Source organism: Enterococcus larvae (genome assembly GCF_017830045.1).
Lineage (GTDB): Bacteria > Bacillota > Bacilli > Lactobacillales > Enterococcaceae > Enterococcus_L > Enterococcus_L larvae.
This window is the reverse complement of record NZ_JAEDXU010000001.1, coordinates 574713-593403: the sequence shown is the minus strand read 5'-3', so window position 1 is coordinate 593403 and position 18691 is coordinate 574713. Positions and strand designations below refer to the sequence as shown.

Annotated in this window: 16 protein-coding genes; 8 read left to right on the top strand and 8 right to left on the bottom strand. The window is 39.3% G+C overall.

The window, feature by feature from the left end:
• Window positions 1-31 precede the first annotated feature (31 nt).
• Window positions 32-1966, bottom strand: a complete 1935-nt coding sequence (locus I6N96_RS02840; protein ID WP_209555980.1) for an ABC-F family ATP-binding cassette domain-containing protein — start codon at window positions 1964-1966, stop codon at window positions 32-34.
• 197 nt (window positions 1967-2163) lie between these two features.
• Between I6N96_RS02840 and I6N96_RS02835 the strand changes: the two genes are divergently transcribed.
• Window positions 2164-2820 carry a redox-sensing transcriptional repressor Rex gene (locus tag I6N96_RS02835; protein ID WP_209555979.1) on the top strand — a complete coding sequence of 219 codons (657 nt, stop codon included), beginning with the start codon at window positions 2164-2166 and terminating at the stop codon, window positions 2818-2820.
• A gap of 67 nt (window positions 2821-2887) precedes the next feature.
• Here I6N96_RS02835 and I6N96_RS02830 read toward each other — a convergent pair whose 3' ends face one another.
• Both I6N96_RS02830 and I6N96_RS02825 read right to left on the bottom strand, forming a co-directional pair.
• Entirely contained in the window at window positions 2888-3553 is a 666-nt protein-coding gene (locus I6N96_RS02830; RefSeq protein WP_209555978.1) for a CPBP family intramembrane glutamic endopeptidase, read from the bottom strand.
• Window positions 3554-3671: 118 nt separating this feature from the next.
• Window positions 3672-3845, bottom strand: coding sequence for a hypothetical protein (locus tag I6N96_RS02825; protein WP_209555977.1), 174 nt, complete (start codon window positions 3843-3845; stop codon window positions 3672-3674).
• Window positions 3846-4193: 348 nt separating this feature from the next.
• Between I6N96_RS02825 and groES the strand changes: the two genes are divergently transcribed.
• On the top strand, window positions 4194-4478 hold the full coding sequence (gene groES, locus I6N96_RS02820) for a co-chaperone GroES (protein ID WP_209555976.1): 285 nt from the start codon (window positions 4194-4196) through the stop codon (window positions 4476-4478).
• Between the two features lie 58 nt (window positions 4479-4536).
• Window positions 4537-6165, top strand: a complete 1629-nt coding sequence (gene groL / locus I6N96_RS02815; protein WP_209555975.1) for a chaperonin GroEL — start codon at window positions 4537-4539, stop codon at window positions 6163-6165.
• A 53-nt stretch (window positions 6166-6218) separates the two neighbouring features.
• On the opposite strand, the gene I6N96_RS02810 is transcribed toward groL, so the two are convergent.
• Window positions 6219-6446: a tyrosine-type recombinase/integrase gene (locus tag I6N96_RS02810; RefSeq protein WP_347339060.1), complete on the bottom strand. Its 228-nt coding sequence runs from the start codon at window positions 6444-6446 to the stop codon at window positions 6219-6221.
• A gap of 177 nt (window positions 6447-6623) precedes the next feature.
• On the opposite strand from I6N96_RS02810, the gene I6N96_RS02805 reads away from it, so the two are divergent.
• Window positions 6624-7457, top strand: a complete 834-nt coding sequence (locus I6N96_RS02805; protein ID WP_209555974.1) for a hypothetical protein — start codon at window positions 6624-6626, stop codon at window positions 7455-7457.
• 195 nt (window positions 7458-7652) lie between these two features.
• Here the strand turns inward: I6N96_RS02805 and I6N96_RS02800 are convergent, their stop codons facing one another.
• Together I6N96_RS02800 and I6N96_RS02795 are read right to left on the bottom strand one after the other, a co-directional pair.
• Window positions 7653-7853, bottom strand: a complete 201-nt coding sequence (locus tag I6N96_RS02800) for a hypothetical protein (protein ID WP_209555973.1) — start codon at window positions 7851-7853, stop codon at window positions 7653-7655.
• A gap of 176 nt (window positions 7854-8029) precedes the next feature.
• Window positions 8030-8332, bottom strand: a complete 303-nt coding sequence (locus I6N96_RS02795) for a bacteriocin immunity protein (RefSeq protein ID WP_209555972.1) — start codon at window positions 8330-8332, stop codon at window positions 8030-8032.
• A 449-nt stretch (window positions 8333-8781) separates the two neighbouring features.
• On the opposite strand from I6N96_RS02795, the gene I6N96_RS02790 reads away from it, so the two are divergent.
• Entirely contained in the window at window positions 8782-10314 is a 1533-nt protein-coding gene (locus tag I6N96_RS02790) for an immunoglobulin-like domain-containing protein (protein WP_209555971.1), read from the top strand.
• An 81-nt stretch (window positions 10315-10395) separates the two neighbouring features.
• On the opposite strand, the gene I6N96_RS02785 is transcribed toward I6N96_RS02790, so the two are convergent.
• Window positions 10396-12534 (bottom strand): GH92 family glycosyl hydrolase, encoded by a 2139-nt coding sequence (locus tag I6N96_RS02785; protein ID WP_209555970.1) that lies wholly within the window; start codon window positions 12532-12534, stop codon window positions 10396-10398.
• Between the two features lie 15 nt (window positions 12535-12549).
• A complete protein-coding gene (locus I6N96_RS02780) occupies window positions 12550-13578 on the bottom strand; it encodes a GntR family transcriptional regulator (protein ID WP_209555969.1) in 1029 nt (342 codons plus the stop codon).
• Window positions 13579-13743: 165 nt separating this feature from the next.
• Between I6N96_RS02780 and I6N96_RS02775 the strand changes: the two genes are divergently transcribed.
• Genes I6N96_RS02775 through I6N96_RS02765 form a run of 3 tightly spaced genes read left to right on the top strand, consistent with a single transcriptional unit; the run spans window position 13744 to window position 18622 of the window.
• The gene (locus I6N96_RS02775) at window positions 13744-15057 is read left to right on the top strand and encodes a glycoside hydrolase family 125 protein (RefSeq protein WP_209555968.1); all 1314 of its coding nucleotides are present in this window, start codon (window positions 13744-13746) and stop codon (window positions 15055-15057) included.
• A gap of 5 nt (window positions 15058-15062) precedes the next feature.
• Complete coding sequence (locus I6N96_RS02770; protein ID WP_209555967.1) at window positions 15063-17744, top strand: alpha-mannosidase; 2682 nt, start codon at window positions 15063-15065, stop codon at window positions 17742-17744.
• Window positions 17744-18622 carry an ROK family protein gene (locus I6N96_RS02765; RefSeq protein WP_209555966.1) on the top strand — a complete coding sequence of 293 codons (879 nt, stop codon included), beginning with the start codon at window positions 17744-17746 and terminating at the stop codon, window positions 18620-18622. The genes I6N96_RS02770 and I6N96_RS02765 overlap by 1 nt, the downstream gene beginning before the upstream one ends.
• Window positions 18623-18691: the final 69 nt, after the last annotated feature.

Here is an 18691-nt window from a genome sequence, read left to right as displayed (position 1 = left end):
TCTCTAATTTTCGATTCGTATTGTTATTGAATCAAGCTTCCATTTCTTCCAGTTCAAGACTCAGCTCTTCCCACTCATTCAACTGCTCTTCTTGTTCTGCTCGTTTTTCTTCCAGTTCTTTATTCAGTGCCATCAGCTGAACGTGATCTTCTACCATTTCAGGGCGACTCATTTCTGCTTCCAGCTCATCGATACGTTCATCCAGCACTGCAAGATTCTCTTCGATTTGAGTAATCTTTCTTTTTAGATTCCGCAGAAGCTTTTGGGCTTCCTTATTCAGGTAAAAATCATTTTTAGTAGTGACAGCCGTTTGTTCTTGTTGTTGATCTGCTGCTGCCAGTGCAGCCAATTCTTCTTCTTCTTTTTTCTTCTCTAGGTAATAGTCATAATCGCCTAGATAGAGTTTACTGCCGTTTTCAGAAAGCTCAATGACCTTTGTTGCGATTCGATTGATAAAGTAACGGTCATGGGAAACAAAGAGCAGCGTACCTTCGTAATCGATCAGAGCATTTTCCAATACTTCCTTGTTGTCAATATCAAGGTGGTTCGTGGGCTCATCAAGAATCAGAAAATTTTCTTTATCCATAGATAGTTTGGCTAATGCAACACGGGCCTTTTCGCCGCCACTCAACAGAGGAATCGTTTTTTCAACATCATTACCGCTAAAGAGAAAGCTGCCTAGTACATTGCGGATATCCTTTTCAGGAATCGTCGGATGCTCGTCCCATAGTTCAGCAAGCACCGTTTTATTTCCATGAAGATTCGCCTGTTCCTGATCGTAATAACCAATCGATACATTTGTCCCCAATGAAATAGAGCCTTCAATAAAAGGAAGCTTACCAATGATCGACTTCAGCAGTGTTGATTTGCCGATTCCGTTGGGTCCGACTAAAGCAATTGCTTCCTGCCGACGAATATCCATATTGATTGGAGAGGAAAGGACCGTTTCATCATAGCCAATGGCACCGTCCTCTAATTGCAAGACAACATTTCCTGATGTCTTTTCAATACCAAAAAGAAAATTAGCAGACTTTTCATCTCCTTGTGGTCGATCCAGCCGATCCATTTTTTCTAATGTTTTTCTACGACTTTGTGCGCGTTTAGTTGTAGAAGCACGTACAAGGTTACGAGCAACGAAGTCTTCCAGCTTTTGGATCTCCGTTTGCTGTTTTTCAAAGGCCTTCCATTCACTCGCCAGCTGTTCTGCTTTGAGCTTCAGGTATTTAGAGTAATTTCCTTTGTAATAATGCATTTTTCTTCTGCTTAGCTCGTAAATCTCTGTCACTACCTTATCCAGGAAGTAACGATCATGAGAAACAATCAGCAGAGCACCGGAGTAATTAGGCAAATAGCCTTCCAGCCAAGAAAGTGTTTCGATATCCAAGTGATTGGTAGGCTCATCCAGAATTAAAATATCTGGTTTTTGCAACAGCATACGTGCAAGTGCCAGTCGTGTTTTTTGTCCACCGGACAGGGCGTTGATTGGGCGATCATAAAAGCTTTCATCAAAGCCAAAACCATGCAAGACAGAACGAATTTCATTTTCCATACCATAGCCGTTATTATCAGCGAATTCCTGCTGCAGTCGATCATATTCCTTCATCAAATTTGGATACTCCATTGCTTCAGGATCAGCCTGACTGATCAGCTGTTCCAATTCCCGCATTCGGTTTTCCATCGCAATAAGCGAGGAGAAGGCTTGAAGCATTTCATCCCAGACATTCTTATCAGATGCTAGTCCAGTGTCCTGAGCCAAATAGCCAAGGGTAGCTGTTTTACTTTTTGCGATTGTTCCGGCATCTGTTGGATCGATGCCTGCAATGATTTTTAGGAGCGTTGATTTTCCAGCTCCATTTCGACCGACCAGTGCAATTCTGCTGTTGTCGGCAATTTCCATTTGTATGTTTTCAAACAAAGTCTCAGCCCCGAAATAGCGGGCGATTTGATTTGCCTGTAGTAAAATCATAATTATATCCTCATTTCATCTTGATCCTTCTCAGTTTAGCATAAAATATAGAAAAATTCAGGTCTGTAAAATGATACAGTCTGAGAATATGTTTCATTTTGGAAATAAAACTGATTTTATGAGCAGTAACGTTGCTTTTTCTCTTGTAGAACTGCTATTATTAGAGATGGAGATATAGAATAGTTGGAGGTATGAATGTGAAAGAACAAACGATACCAAAAGCCACTGCTCGGCGGCTTCCTTTATATTATAGGTATTTACGTATTTTATACGATGCAGGTAAAAGTAAAGTTTCCTCAACGGAATTGAGTGAAGCTGTTCAAGTAGATAGTGCGACGATCCGTCGGGATTTCTCGTATTTTGGTGAGCTTGGAAAACGTGGTTATGGTTACGATGTTGAGAACCTGATGAACTTTTTTGGAAAAACTTTGAATGATGATGAGCTGACTAACGTCGCTTTAATAGGTGTTGGTAATTTAGGAAGCGCATTATTGAAGTATAAGTTCCATCAAAGCAACAGTATTCGTGTGAGCTGTGCCTTTGATATCAATGAAGAGATAGTAGGCAGGATCGTAGATGGTGTACCAGTCTATCCAATTGATGACATGTTGGAGCAGATCAAGATCCAGCAGATCGAGGTGGCGATTTTGACTTTACCTGCCAGAAAAGCACAGGACATTGTGAATCAATTGGCAGAAGCTGGGATCAAAGGGATTTTGAACTTTACGATCGCTCGTCTAGCAGCTCCGTCAGATGTATTGATCCAGAATGTGGATTTGACGAATGAACTGCAGACATTGATTTATTTCCTTCACAACGATGGTCTTGTTGAGACTGAGGAAAAAGAGAACTAAAGAAAGCGAAAACGGCTGAAGCAAATTGCTTCAGCCGTTTTATATAGTCTATTTCTACTAGTCTTTTCTATTTCGGTATTTCAACAATACCATAATGAACAATCAGCTGGACGACAACGACCAGTGTATTCATTCCGCAATGACTGATGACTGATGTCCAGATTTTCCCAGTCAGCTTATAAAGGATCGAAAAGAATAATCCAAGGAAAAAGTAGACAAAAAAGTTTCCGTCAAAGTGAATAATTGAAAATAGTGCTGAACTGATCAACGCAGCTGGCCAGAAACCTGTTTTTTCAAAGGTAAACAAATCCGTCAATGAACGTCTGAATACAAATTCTTCCATGATCGGTCCGCCGATTACTGTAGCTAGAATGAATAATTTATTATCGACAATTATGGAGATAATGCTCTCCGTATTTTCTGAGCTTGGTTCAGTATTCGTGATCGCTGTTTGAATACCCATAATTATTGCTTGTAAAAATATGGCAATCAAGATACCGCTGATACCAAGTAGAAGAATGAAAACCGGAGAGGAAAGTTTACCTTCTTTTTCAACTAATGTTGGTTGCTTGTCTCTGAAATAAAGAATGATCATTAGTACAGCGCCAAGGATATAAGCGATGGTTGAGGCTGTGATGACCACCTGTTGAGAAAAAGATGAGACCAGTAGTGGTGACAGATATACTGCCAAATAAAGTAATACAATCGAGATACTTGTCTTTTTTGCAGACATGAAGACGCCCCTTTCAATTTTGACAATTACTTAAAAGTATAGCATAGAGAAAACAACTTCTGTATATAAATCGTGTAAAAGACTCTATTCATAAGAAGTTATCATTATATAGGCAGGATTATTTTTTTCGGTATCCTAAAAGCAGAAAAATAAAAACGCCGAAAAAGAGTGCTTCCCATATAGTTGTTGTCCATGTAAATTTCTTATCTACTCCAAAAAAGAAATTTCCAATGTTTGCGACAAATAGGTATAGGAAAGTTAGCCCTAAAGTTTGAGACAGTCGATTTTTCATTGCACTTCCTCCTCTCTTTTTTTTTAGAAACGCTTAAACCGAAAGGGATGATTTAAGTAAGACGATTTATTTATATGAAGGATGACGACAAAATTTACTATAGTATTGATACTTTAAGCCTTATGCTATTGATTACAAAAAAGAGTTTACTGATTTTATTTTACCATGAAGCAGTTAAAAGAACGTAACAGAACGATGCTTAGAAGTAAGAGTATAAAGAAAAAATTTTTTTCCATACAAAAGACTTGCAATGCAAATAAGAAATGAGTATTATAAATAGTGTGAGTTAGCACTCTCGATATAAGAGTGCTAATATTAAAAACTATTTTTATTATGGAGGGATTTATTGTGTTAAAACCATTAGGCGATCGCGTGATTCTTGAAGTCGCTCAAGAAGAAGAAAAAACAGTAGGAGGCATTGTTCTAGCTTCAGCTGCAAAAGAAAAACCGCAAAACGGAACAGTCATCGCAGTGGGAGAAGGCCGTGTTCTTGATAACGGTACAAAAGTTCCTGCAGAAGTTAAAGAAGGCGATACTGTTATGTTTGAAAAATATTCAGGAACAGAAGTCAAATATGAAGGAAAAGAGTATTTGATCGTTTCTGGAAAAGATATCATTGCAATTGTCGAGTAAATCTCGATATTTCATAGTATTCAATAATTAAAATCAAAGATAAGGTGGGAAAATAATCATGGCAAAAGAAATTAAATTTGCAGAAGATGCGCGTGCAGCAATGCTTCGCGGTGTAGATATTTTAGCTGATACAGTCAAAGTAACCTTAGGACCAAAAGGACGTAACGTTGTTTTGGAAAAATCTTATGGTTCACCACTGATCACAAATGATGGTGTAACAATCGCGAAAGAAATCGAATTAGAAGATCATTTTGAAAATATGGGAGCAAAACTTGTTTCAGAAGTTGCTTCTAAAACAAATGATATCGCTGGTGACGGAACAACTACAGCAACTGTCTTAACACAGGCAATTGTTCGTGAAGGTCTGAAAAACGTAACTGCCGGAGCAAATCCTTTAGGCATTCGTCGTGGGATTGAATTAGCAACAAAAACTGCAGTAGAAGAACTGCACAACATTTCAACAGTTGTGGATTCTAAAGAAGCGATTGCACAGGTTGCAGCTGTTTCTTCCGGCTCTGAAAAAGTTGGTCAGCTGATTGCGGATGCAATGGAAAAAGTCGGCAACGACGGTGTTATCACGATTGAAGAATCAAAAGGAATCGAAACAGAGCTGGATGTTGTTGAAGGAATGCAGTTTGACCGCGGCTACCTTTCTCAATACATGGTGACAGACAACGATAAAATGGAAGCTGTTTTAGAAAATCCATATATCCTGATCACTGACAAGAAAATCTCAAATATTCAGGACATCCTTCCATTATTGGAACAAATCCTGCAGCAATCACGTCCGCTATTGATCATCGCTGATGATGTAGATGGAGAAGCATTACCAACATTAGTGTTGAACAAAATCCGCGGAACATTCAACGTTGTTGCCGTAAAAGCACCTGGTTTCGGCGATCGTCGTAAAGCAATGCTTGAAGATATCGCTACATTAACTGGTGGTACAGTGATTACGGAAGATTTAGGCCTTGAATTGAAGGATACAACAATTGAAAACCTTGGAAATGCAAGCAAAGTCGTTGTTGATAAAGACAATACAACAATCGTTGAAGGTGCTGGAAGCAAAGAAACAATTGATGCGCGTGTTCAATTGATCAAAAACCAAATTGCTGACACAACATCTGATTTTGACCGTGAAAAACTACAAGAACGCCTAGCTAAATTAGCTGGTGGGGTTGCAGTAGTTAAAGTTGGTGCGGCAACAGAAACAGAATTGAAAGAATTGAAACTGCGTATTGAAGATGCATTGAATGCCACTCGTGCGGCTGTTGAAGAAGGTATGGTATCCGGTGGCGGTACTGCACTGGTAAACGTGATTGGAAAAGTTTCAGAAGTTGAAGCTGAAGGTGACGTGGAAACAGGTGTGAAAATCGTTATTCGTGCACTGGAAGAACCAATTCGTCAAATCGCAGAAAATGCTGGATATGAAGGCTCTGTGATTGTTGATAAACTGAAAAACATCGAATTGGGAACAGGATTCAATGCCGCTAATGGCGAATGGGTAAACATGGTGGAAGCTGGAATCGTTGACCCAACAAAAGTAACTCGTTCTGCACTGCAAAACGCAGCTTCTGTCGCAGCATTATTGCTGACAACTGAAGCAGTTGTTGCAGATAAACCAGAACCAGCAGGAGCAGCAGCCCCTGCAATGGACCCATCAATGGGTATGGGCGGCATGATGTAACAGACTAGAAAAGACGAAAGAACCTTGTTAATTCAAGGTTCTTTTTTTGTTTTCTAGCTCTTTTTAGCGAAAAGGGACAAGGAAGGGGCTGTGTTTACATCGGAATGGTCGACTCGATCCATTATTGCTTTCAAAGGAACATTAAGCTCAGATAGAAGCGATACATGGCTATGCCGAAATATATGAGAAGTGGGCTTTTTCTCAAAATCCAATTCTTTCTCAATTCTATGGAGAAGAGCATTTAGGCTATGAAGCGATAATGGAGTTCCATTATTTGAGATAAAAATATATGATTATGTGTACATGTTTTCAATGATTTTATGTACAAGCTCCTCATCGATGTTTCTGATTAAAACATTTTTAGTAATGTATTTTTCGTATAATTATATTTATATATATCAAAAAATCCTGTATAATATTTTATGAAACACAATAATCTGATAAAGGAAGTGTTTTAAATGAAAAAACAATTGAAAATTATTGGTGGAGCAATGCTGCTTGGGGCAGTTCTTTTTGGGGGAATGAGCATTAGAGGAGGCGCAGCAGCTAATGATCCATATGTCTATTTTTCTGACGAAAATCTAAGATATATTTTAGTGAGAAATTTAGAGCAAGAAAGTGGTTTGGAAATAGTCAATCAATTACCAACAGCAAGTCAAATTCAAGAATTTAAAGGAGACAGTTTTTCATGGGAAGTGGGGAAAAGTATTGAAGGATTACAATACCTGCCTGAAACTGTGACGAAGATTATTGGGAGTGAGTCAGATACAGTAGATTTATCTCCGATTTATGAAGGAAGAAATAATTACACCGGAAAATACGGTATGGAGCACCTGAAAGAAATTACCATAAACGCTGCCTTCGTAAAAGATGAAAGAGAGTTAGAAAGTATTGCTAATCTAGAAAATTTAGAGCGCTTAAAAATATATGATACCAATGATAGCTTCAACGATTTTTCAGATGGGTTGTGGATAAGCAATGATAATCTGGAATATTTAAGATATTATGGTGGAGGAGATTATCCGACACAAACAATGGATAAAGCGTCAACCGAATTTTCGTTGATATCTCCAATTCTTATAAATAATTATGGGGTCCTCAAGGGTGGTACAGTAACATACACATCCACAAATAATGGATTTTCAGTTGATGACAACGTCTTGAGATGGGAATTACATCCTGGTGATTGGGGTGAACGCAGCATCGATTTTACTTGGAAATGTGAGTATAAGGAAAATGGAAAAGACTTCGAATTAACTGGAACAGTGTATATCCCATTAAATAAAATCTAATAGTTAAAAATAGAATAGTTTTAAGACCTCCTAACTGGGGTCTTTTTTTGTTTTTAAGTTGAATAAAAGGAGTTAAAGCTAAAAAAATTATAGGGAACTTAGTCTGATCAGGACTTCCTTCTTTTATTTTTTCGTGACATGTCTATAAATTGATAAGGTTATTGTAATACTGCGTATATTAAAATAGCTTCCCTTTTAGGAAGCTAAATCTCTATCCGTTACTTTGACTACGGCATCTGCGGTTTTATCAGAATTTATAGGAAAAATGCAAACTTCAGTGACAAGGTAATCACCTTCTAGCTCGTTGATTTGAATATAATCACCAATGCGAGGGATTATAGGGAATACGACACCGTATTCCCCTTTAGCATGTTGTACGTTAACGTAGAATTCCATAATAGTACCTCCTTATTTCACTATTGAGAGGCTGGGAAACACAAAGCCTCTTAGCTGCTATTGTAGAGTTGAATTGATTAAATGTAAAGTATGTTAAATGTGCGATTTTTAGTCCCTCTTGATTAGTTCTGTGTATGTTAAAAAGCAGTGAGATATACTCATTATCTTTAATAGTATTAACCAAACCACAATGGGAACATAATAGCACTAGTTGCTGTGCCTTTGTAGATTTCCGCATCTTGTTTTAATTGGTAATACAGAGTAATAAGTGCCTTAGGGAACTGATCTTTATAAGAGAGATAGTATTGCGGGAGTGTGTTGCAAAATTTGGAGGCAACTAATTTTGTGTTCTGGCTTTTTTCTAAATCTTTTGCTGCTTCAAAAACAATATCTTGAAGCTCGGACACTCTTTTTACACCTTCATCTGAATAAGCAACAGTTAATTGATTCATCATCTTTTCTATTTTATTCTCGCTCATAAAAATCCCTCCTTGAACGAAGAATAGCACTAAAGTGGGGGAAAAACTAGCGGAACACTACAATCTTACAATAGTGATAGATTGAATCTGCTTGATAATAAAAAATCTAAAAGTTTACAATGGGTAACAGGAGTTTCAGTTGATTTGAAAAAGTGGAAGAATACTGGTATTATCTGCTGAATCTGTAGAGGATTATATAAGTCAAATGATTTTAACTTTATTATAGTATGAAATGTCAAAGGAGAAAAAATAGTTAGGTAGAAAGGATAAAAGGCATGCTGCAAACTTATACGAGTGTTTACTTGGCTAAACTGGAGAAACAAACTTAATATAGTATTACTTATTTTTTTATCAAAAAACGTCATTGATCTGATAAAAAATGAAATGGAAACCTGACCACTTATGTGGTATCATAATGCTTGAAATAATATTTTAAAGGAGAGAAAAAAATGAAAAAAAGATTGGTTGGTCTATTGTTTTCTACATTATGCTTGTCTATGGCTGTAGCGCCATTGACAACCTTTGCTGAAGCAGGTATTTCTGAGGAACAGTTGCTAGTACCTCGTTCACTTCTGAATCAAAGCTATTCCTTACTTACACCTGATTCCTATCGATTGGGAATTGATGACTACATCACTGGATTAAGTGATAGCACTATAAAAAAAGTAGCTCTTTATGTAAATGGCAGCTTTGCTCGTAATGGTGTTGTCTATTCAGATGGCAGCTTTGAGATTGAAGCAAGTGATGTCATCACCTCTATCAATGATGATGTGGAGATTGTCGGTATGGATAGACGTAATAATGAGCTAGAGCGACAGACAGTATCTATTGAACAGGAAAATATTCTTTTGAGTGCTGAAGAGTATACACTATTTGATAATGAAATACGTGGTGTTGCAGGCAATAATATGGGCTTAGTTAGTTTGTTGGTCAATGGTGATTTGATGCGTTCTGTTGCAGTCAATAATGACGGTTCTTATACAATCCCTGTGGAATCCGGCGATATCATTGAGCTTGAGGATCATGTAGAGATTGTTGGTTCATTATTTGGTAAGGAGCTTGCTCGAATCGTTATCCCTGTTAACGCTGTTGACTTAAGCGCTGCAATTAATACGTTTGCTAGTGGAATTGATAATACAGTTACTGGAACGATTACTGGTAATGGATTGGCAAAAGCAAAAACAGCACGATTATATGTGAATCGTCGCCGTGCAAGTGAAGTAGTAATAGATGAGAATGGCGGTTTTTCTTTGGCAACAGAGCGTCTTTCTCTGACTTTTAAAGATGATGTGAAGGTTGCTGTATTAACAGAAGATGGCGAGGAGCTTGGCCGCTATCAAGTGAATGTGGCACAAGAATTAAGCGACATCTTTTCCGATACAGAGTTTGTGCGTTATATGATTATGATGCTAAATAGATATGAGAATGGGAATACTATGGTAACAAAAGATGATCTTGCTGAACTTACTAATCTTAGCTTGATAGACAAAAATTTGGTACGTAACTTAACTGGTATTGAATATTTAACAGGATTAACAACATTATATCTAGGAAACTTCCATGGAAGTAGACCAGGAGATGATAATAGTTGGGTTATCGATTTTGATTTACTTAGTAATTTGACGAATTTAGAGCATGTAACGATTCATGGTTCTGGTGATTTACAAAATCTAGCTTGGCTTAAAAATCTAAAAAAATTGACACACTTAGAGTTGCCTTACAATCCATATCTTAATAATCTACAGGGGTTGGAACAATTAACTAATTTAGAGTACCTTAACCTAAATGGTAATGACTTAGAAGATATTTTACCTGTAGCTGGGTTAATAAATCTTAAATATCTTGATTTGAGTAGTAACAGTTTTGAAGATATTTCTCCTTTAGCTGGGTTAGTAAATTTAAAAGAACTACGAGTTTATAGTACACCTATTACTAACTTGGATAGCTTAAGTCATTTGACAGATTTAGAGATTCACAATTAGAGAAGAAATATTTAAATATTTTTGGTAATGATCCAATATACAAAAACCTCCGTCAGAATCCATCTTGACGGAGGTTTTTACTTATTTAAGACTAAACGGCAGTTCTTCTTCTGTATACTTTCTAGGATTCGGAACGATACCCAATTGATAATTGACTGTACCACCTTGTATCAGCTCTTCATGGGAGAAGAACAGTGATGTATAGGTATTGTCGTTTCGCTTCACTTCATGAACAAATTGCTGTTGTACATGATTTGGCGAGCTGGTAATTGTTAACGTTTCTCCGTTTGATAAATGGAGTGCTGCTTTATCAAACAATGGAATACCAATCACATACTCACCGCTTCCGGCAGTCACTGGATAAAAGCCGAGTGAACTGAAAATGAACCACCCGGAGATACTGCCATTGTCCTCATCTCCAGGAAAGCCCTGTGGAGTATCATCAAAACATTGAGTCATCAGTTGTTTGATCATTGGCTGAGCCATTTCCGGTTTTCCTAGATAGTTGAACAAGTAAGGAAAATGGAAGCTTGGCTGATTAGATAAGGCTACTTGACCGAATTCGATAGCTGCCATTTCACTCATTTCATGGATTTCAAAGCCGTAACCACCAGTATGATAAAGAGGTTTTTGATTACATAGTTCAATCAGTTTTTTCTCATACTTGTCCTTTCCACCGTGAGCATCGATCAATCCGGCAAAATCATGATAGACAGCATAGCTGCTTTGCCATGCACTGCCTTCTGCATAATCAGTTCCCCAGCGATGAGAATTGAACTCCTCTCGGAAATTACCTTCGGCATCTTTCGCCCGCATAAAACCTGTTTCTTTATCGAAAATATGAACATAGTTTTTTGCATGATCTTTATACTCAGAAACGTCATTATCATTCAGTACTGATCCGACTTGATAAATACAGAAGTCACTATAACAATAATCCAATGTATGGTTGACTGATTCATGATAAGTGCTTGGTACATAACCATATTTCAAATAGTCATAGGTTCCGCGACGACCGTAATTCGCATGATCACTTTGATCTGTTGCAGCTTTTTTCATTGCCTCTAGAAACTCGGGCATCAAATCAGGACGAATTCCTTTGACCGCAGCATCTGCAATCACTGCATCAATAAGGGTTCCCGGCATCATGCCCCGTTCATCTGGCGAAAGCCATTTTGGTAGAAAGCCCGTTTCTTTATAGCTGTTTAAAAAGCCTTCCAGCATTTCCCCATATTTATCAGCGGCAATCAATGAATAAAGAGGATAAACTGTTCTGAAGGTATCCCAGAAGCCGTTATTAGTGTAGAAAACACCTTCACGAACCACTTTGTTGAAGGTATCGTAATGAATTGGCTGGTTGTCTTCACTCCATTCATAGAACGTCTGCGGAAACAGGAATGTCCGATATAGACAATGATAGAATGTAGAAACCTGCTGCTTGTCATGATGGGTGATCTCAATCTTATTCAGATACTCTTCCCAGGCTGATTGCGCATTGTTTAGGTAATCGCTTTTACTTAAACTTAATTCTCTGGTAAGGCTCAGCTGTGCCTGTTCTTCTGAGATAAAAGAGGTACCTAGGCGGATTTCCAGATCAGAGGAATCTCCAAGTCGTAGAATGACAAAGCCATCCTCGCCGCTGTCAGCTCCTTCAATAGCTGTGAATCCTTCTTCTGCATATAAAGCAAAATGGAAGGTGAAGTTTTCATCTTCACAGCCGGAAAAATTGATGATTTGCCCCAGAATTGTTTTTTTATTTAATTGTTTCAGTTCATAGCGTCCTGGTAGAGATAATGCTAAACCACCGTTTTTCTGAATACCGGATAAAGAAAGAAGTCCGCCGTACATACTGGGAATCAGCTGTGATTTGATTTGGTAACGACAGCTGGTGATTTCCAAACAAGCTGGATTAAAGGTGCTTTCTTCCGGCCGATAAGAGCTTTTAGCATGAAAAAGAGTATTTTCACTAAGCTCTCCGCTAATAGGTAGTAGAACTAAGTGACTAAAATCACCCATCCATGGGCTTGGTTGATGGGTGATGCGAAAGCCTTGGAAGGTATGATCATTTGGATGGAACCACCAGCTGCCTTTTTGATTTGTTGTTTGGGGAGCAAAAAAGTTCATACCGAATGGAACTCCGGTATACGGCAGGCAGTTCCCGTGAGAAAAGCTGTATTGATTATCTGTTCCATGTCTTGTGTCAATAGTTGAAATTTTCATGACGAATTGAGCTCCTTATTCATTGGTAGTAGATTGTCGTAAAACAAGCGTTACTGGAACTTTTTCATCAGGAGTCGCTGTATGCTGGATCAGGGAAATGATTTTCTCACCGGCCAATTTTCCCAACTCCGCAAAATTCTGAGCAATAGTCGTCAGCGGCGGATCAACTAAGGAAGCTGCTTGAACATCATCAAAACCGATCACAGAAAAATCTGTTGGAATCTGATAACCATCGTGCCTCAATTGCCGCATTAGCTCAATAGCCACCAAATCATTTTCGCAAATTGCCGCTGTCAGTTGGTTTGACTGAATATAAGCAATCGCTGTTTTGAGCGTTGCTTCAGGATCGTCCAGCTTAGTTCGGAATGTCAAATCGCTTTTTTTCAGACAATCAACATAGCCTAAATACCGTTGTCTGACAGACTGCGGATGATGAGCTTCTCCAAAGATATAGCCAATTTTTTGGTGTCCATTGCTGATCAAATGGCTGGTTGCCAGCTGTCCGCCCTGAAAATTATCTGACAGAACAGCAGGGAAAGTAAAGTCGTATAACTTCTTATCCAATGTGACAACAGGAAAGTCAAGGGCAGACAACTCAAAAAGCAAGTCTAACTGCGCGTCAGTGGTAACCGCATAATAAATCAGTCCATCAAATTCCTGCATGATCATCTGTGAAGATTGCTGTTCCAGATAGTCGGAAGGAGTCATCAATAGCTCATAAGAATGCTCCTGAATCACAGGATAGATTCCTTCCGTGAAATTTCCCAGTGACAGATCATTGGCAAAGGGCAAGACAAAAAGAATCTTTCCAGTTTGTGTGTCTTCTACGCGGCGATTTTTCACGAAACTGCCGCGACCCTGTTCACGATAAATATAACCTTCATTTTCCAGTTCAGTCAATGCACGTTTAGACGTGATACGGCTAACCTGATATTTTTCAGAAAGTTCCATTTCAGTAGGTATTTTACTCTCCGGAGCTAGCTTTCCGGATTCAATCATTTGTCGAAGATCTTCATAAATTATTTTGTATAAAGGTTGTTTCATAATCGATTACACCTCTTAAGTTGATATATCATATTTTGATGATAACACATCAATAAAAAAATGAAAACCCTTTTAAATTTTTAATTAAGTGCTAGACAATCAGAAAAAATAAGGATATACTGAGTGTGAAAAAATGATATATCAAAAATAAGGATAGGTGATAATATGGTATATAAAAGCATACCTAATTCAGTAGAAAAGTTTATGGAAACTATTACAGAAAAATGTGGTGCTGAACATAGTGATTGGGCGGAAAACTTCAATGCAGCATTTGCCAACACACTTTTGACGACAGTGAAAAGACATTCTGACGGCACGACATTTTTGCTGACTGGAGATATACCGGCGATGTGGCTGCGGGATTCAACAGCACAGGTGCGACCATATTTGGTCATTGCCAAAGAGGATGAAGAGCTGGCTGCTATGATCAGCGGGTTAGTTAAGAAGCAATTTTACTACATCAATATCGATCCATATGCAAACGCTTTTAATGAAGAAGCAAATGGCGCAGGACATCAATCGGATCATACAGCAATGAATGACTGGATTTGGGAACGTAAATATGAAATTGATTCGCTGTGTTATCCGGTACAGCTAGCTTATTTACTTTACAAGAATACAGGCTCTGTAGATCAATTCAATGAGGATTTCGTTGAAGGCGTGAAGAAGATCCTAACGGTTTTTCGTACGGAACAGGATCATGCCAGTTCTCCATACCATTTTGTTCGAGATACGACAAGATCAGAGGATACATTGATCAATGAAGGCTTAGGTGCTGAGGTTGTACCGACTGGAATGACATGGTCGGGATTCAGGCCAAGTGATGATGCATGTAAATATGGCTATCTAGTACCGTCCAATATGTTTGCAGTAGTGATCCTTGGTTATGTGGAGGAGCTGTTCACGACAGTGCTCAAAGATCCTGTACTGGCTAAAGAAGCTGGGGCATTGAAACTTGAGATTGAAAAGGGGATTTCTGAACATGGAGTGACCAAAAATCAGGAAGGAAAAGAAATCTTTGCTTATGAGGTCGATGGAAAGGGCAACGCGACAGTAATGGATGATAGTAATGTTCCCAATCTGATTGCTGCTCCATACCTTGGCTATATATCAGAGGATGACGAACAATACCAAAACACTCGTCGAACGTTGCTAAGCAAGGAAAATCCTTATTTTTATGAAGGAAAATTTGCTAAAGGAATTGGGAGTTCGCATACACCGGAAAACTATATCTGGCCGATTGCTCTGGCAATGGAGGGGATGACAACCTCAGATAAGAGTGAGAAGGAGCGTATTTTAGATCTTCTGACTGCGACAGATGGCGGTACACATTTGATGCATGAAGGCTTTGATGTGAATGATCCGAATCAGTATACAAGAGAATGGTTTTCTTGGGCGAATATGATGTTTTGCGAGCTGGTCATGGATTACTTTGATATCCGAGTGGAAAAATGGAGGAGCGGAGAAAGAGAGGAATGAAGCACATGAAGAAAAAAGTCTATATCGTATCCCACAGTCATTGGGATCGTGAATGGTATATGCCCTATGAACAGCATCATATGCGTCTGGTTGAATTGATGGATGATCTGTTGGAATTATTTGAAACAGATCCGTCATTCAAAAGCTTTCACTTAGACGGTCAGACTATTATTTTAGATGATTATTTACAGGTTCGACCAGAAAAACGGGCAGCTGTTCAAAGAGCTATTGATGAAGGGAAGCTTCAAATCGGTCCATTTTATATTTTACAGGACGATTTTCTGATCAGCTCTGAATCCAACACACGGAATATGTTGATTGGGATGGAGGAAAGTAAAAAGTGGGGTACGCCAGTTGCTCTGGGCTACTTCCCTGATACTTTTGGGAACATGGGACAAACACCACAGATGATGCTGCAGGCTGGACTGGAAAGTGCCGCTTATGGTCGGGGAGTAAAACCAATTGGCTTCGACAATGAAGTACTAGCAGATGATCATTTTACTTCTCAATATTCTGAGATGCTTTGGGAAGGGCCGGATGGCAGTAAAATTTTCGGTCTATTGTTCGCGAACTGGTACTCAAACGGTAATGAGATCCCTGTCGACGAAGAAGAAGCAAAAGCCTTTTGGGATCAAAAATTGGCTGATGTTGAAAAATTTGGTTCAACCAATCATTACTTGATGATGAATGGAGTGGATCACCAGCCTGTCCAAAAAGATGTGACAGAAGCGATTCGCACAGCGAACAGGCTGTTCCCGGAGTATGAGTTTATTCATGCCGGGTTTACAGAGTATCTTGAGGCTGTTCAAAAGAATTTGCCGGAAGATATCGGAACAATCACTGGAGAGCTGACTAGCCAGGAGACAGATGGCTGGTATACCTTAGCAAATACAGCTTCTTCCAGAGTCTATTTAAAGCAATGGAATACACGAGTTTCCAGACAGTTGGAAAATATCAGTGAACCTTTAGCATCGATGGCCTATGAGCTGACAGGGCATTATGACCATGACATGCTGGATTATGCTTGGAAAACGTTGATGCAAAACCATCCTCATGATAGTATTTGCGGCTGTTCCCTCGATGAAGTTCATAGAGAGATGATGCCTCGATTTGAAAAAGCGAATGAAGTCGGAAAATATGTAGCCGAAGAAGCCGTAAGAAGAATGACAGAAGCGATGGATACATCGGCATTTCCAGAGGATAGTAAGCCGTTTGTGATTTTCAATACAGCTGGCATGAAACGATCCGGTATCGCGACAGTGGAAATCGAACTGGAACGAAAAACGTTTAAAGAAGGTCTTCCTGCAAAGCTGTATCAAGAATTAAAAGAGCGACCTTCAAAAAGCTATCATGTTGTTGATCCATCTGGTAAGGTCGTCAATGCAGTAATCAGTACAGAAGAAGTTTTGTTTGATTATGATCTACCTAAAGATGCATTCCGCATTCCCCACATGAAGCGCTTCGTCACAGTTACTGTAGAGATATCTGATATGGCAGAGTTCTCCTGGGAAACGCTGGCTCTTGTTGAAGGAGATGCACGTACGGAAAAAGAATATCTGGTGTCTAATGACGGCAGGATTTTAGAAAACGAAGCTGTAAAAGTGACGATCAATGAAAAAGGCAGCTTGACGTTGCTTGATAAAGAGACCGGGAAAGCGCTAGAGAATTTATTAGTGTTTGAGGATGTAGGAGATATTGCCAATGAGTACATTTTCAAGCAGCCGGAAGGGGACCAAGCGATTCTTTCAACAGATTTCCCTCATGCTATTGAAGTCATTGAAAATACTGACATCATTGGAAAAATTTGCCTGACGCACACGTTAGAAGTGCCTAAGTCAGCAGATGAACGATTGGAAGAGGAACAAAAAGCCGTGATCGATTTTCGCTACCGTAAGGCACAGCGTTCAAAAGAGCTGGTGCCATTCACGATTCGAACAGTGATTACCTTGGATAGAATGAATAAGCATGTAGGTTTTGAAACGACTATTGATAATCAAGTGAAGGACCATCGTCTGCGCGCGTTGTTTCCAACTAACATTCAAACGGATACACATGAAGCCGATAGTATTTATGAAGCTGTGACTCGCCCAAATAAAGTATCCAGTCATTGGGAAAATCCTACGAATGCTCAACATCAGCATGCCTTTGTCAACCTTCATGATGAGGCGCTCGGTGTGACAGTGTCTAATTTTGGCTTGAATGAATATGAGATCATCGATGATACGATTGCCTTAACGCTCCTTCGCTGTACCGGAGAGCTAGGGGATTGGGGCTGGTTCCCGACACCTGAAGCGCAATGCTTAGGTCAGCATGCCTTTAATTATTCAATCGAATGCCATGGAACACCTGAGACACGGTTTGAAACTTATCGACATGCACAAAGCTTACAAGTTCCGTTTGTGACAGAGCAACTGGCTCATCAGACTGGAACAGTTGCTGCTGCAAATCAATTTTTGACTGTGGAAGGTGCAACCTTTGCAGCAACAGCATTGAAACGTCGTAAATCCGACAATCAGCTTGTTCTGCGAGGATATAATTTGGCAGCAGATCCAGTAGATGTGACTGTGGCAAAAGATGGGTTCACTTTACAATTACTGAATCTGTTGGAGGAACCTCAAGAACAGAAAATTTCTGAGCAATTACAACCATATGAGATTCGGACTGTTGGTTTTGAGGAGGAAAAATAATGTATTTTGGAGCAGTTGAAGCTGGCGGTACAAAAATGATTTGTGCAGTTGCTGATGATCAAATGACAATTATTGATCAGATTGCCATTCCAACAACGACACCACAGGAAACCTTAGCACAGATATTTGTCTTTTTTGATCGATATTCGCTGGTCGCCATGGGTGTCGGCTCATTCGGCCCGATTGGCGTCGATCCTGCTAAAGAGAGCTATGGCTATATTCTGGCAACACCTAAAAAAGGCTGGACGGATTTTGATTTTTTAGGGAGTTTGAAAGAGCGGTATAAGATTCCTTTTGCATGGACAACAGATGTGAATGCCGCGGCCTATGGCGAATTAAAGCAAGGGGCTGCAAAAGGAAAAACAAGTTGTATTTATCTAACAGTAGGAACTGGAATTGGTGCCGGTGTAGTAGTGAATGGAGAGATTTTTCAAGGGAACGGTCATCCGGAAATGGGGCATATTCGAGTTAAGCGCCATCCATCAGATGATTATGAAGGCACATGTCCCTACCACGGAGATTGTTTGGAAGGGCTGGCAGCAGGGCCTTCCTTAGAGGCTCGAACAGGAATCAAGGGTCAGGAACTACCTGAGGATCATCCCATATGGGGGATACAAGCGTACTACATTGCCCAGGCCTTGATGAATTATACATTGACTTTGGCCCCTGAAAAAATCATTTTGGGCGGTGGTGTGATGAATCAAGAACATTTACTCCAAAAAATTCGCCAGCAGTTTACTGAACAGATGGCTGGATACATGGAGACACCGGAAGTGAATGAATACATTGTTCGTTGGGCTTTACCGAATCAAAGCGGGATCATTGGCAGTTTGCTGCTGGGAAAAGATGCAGCGAATCAAAAAGGTTTTTTAGTGTAGGAATAAGAAAGTTCTGCTAAAATAAAGCTGATTCAAAAAGAACAAGTATTCAGTGTCAAAACAAGGAGG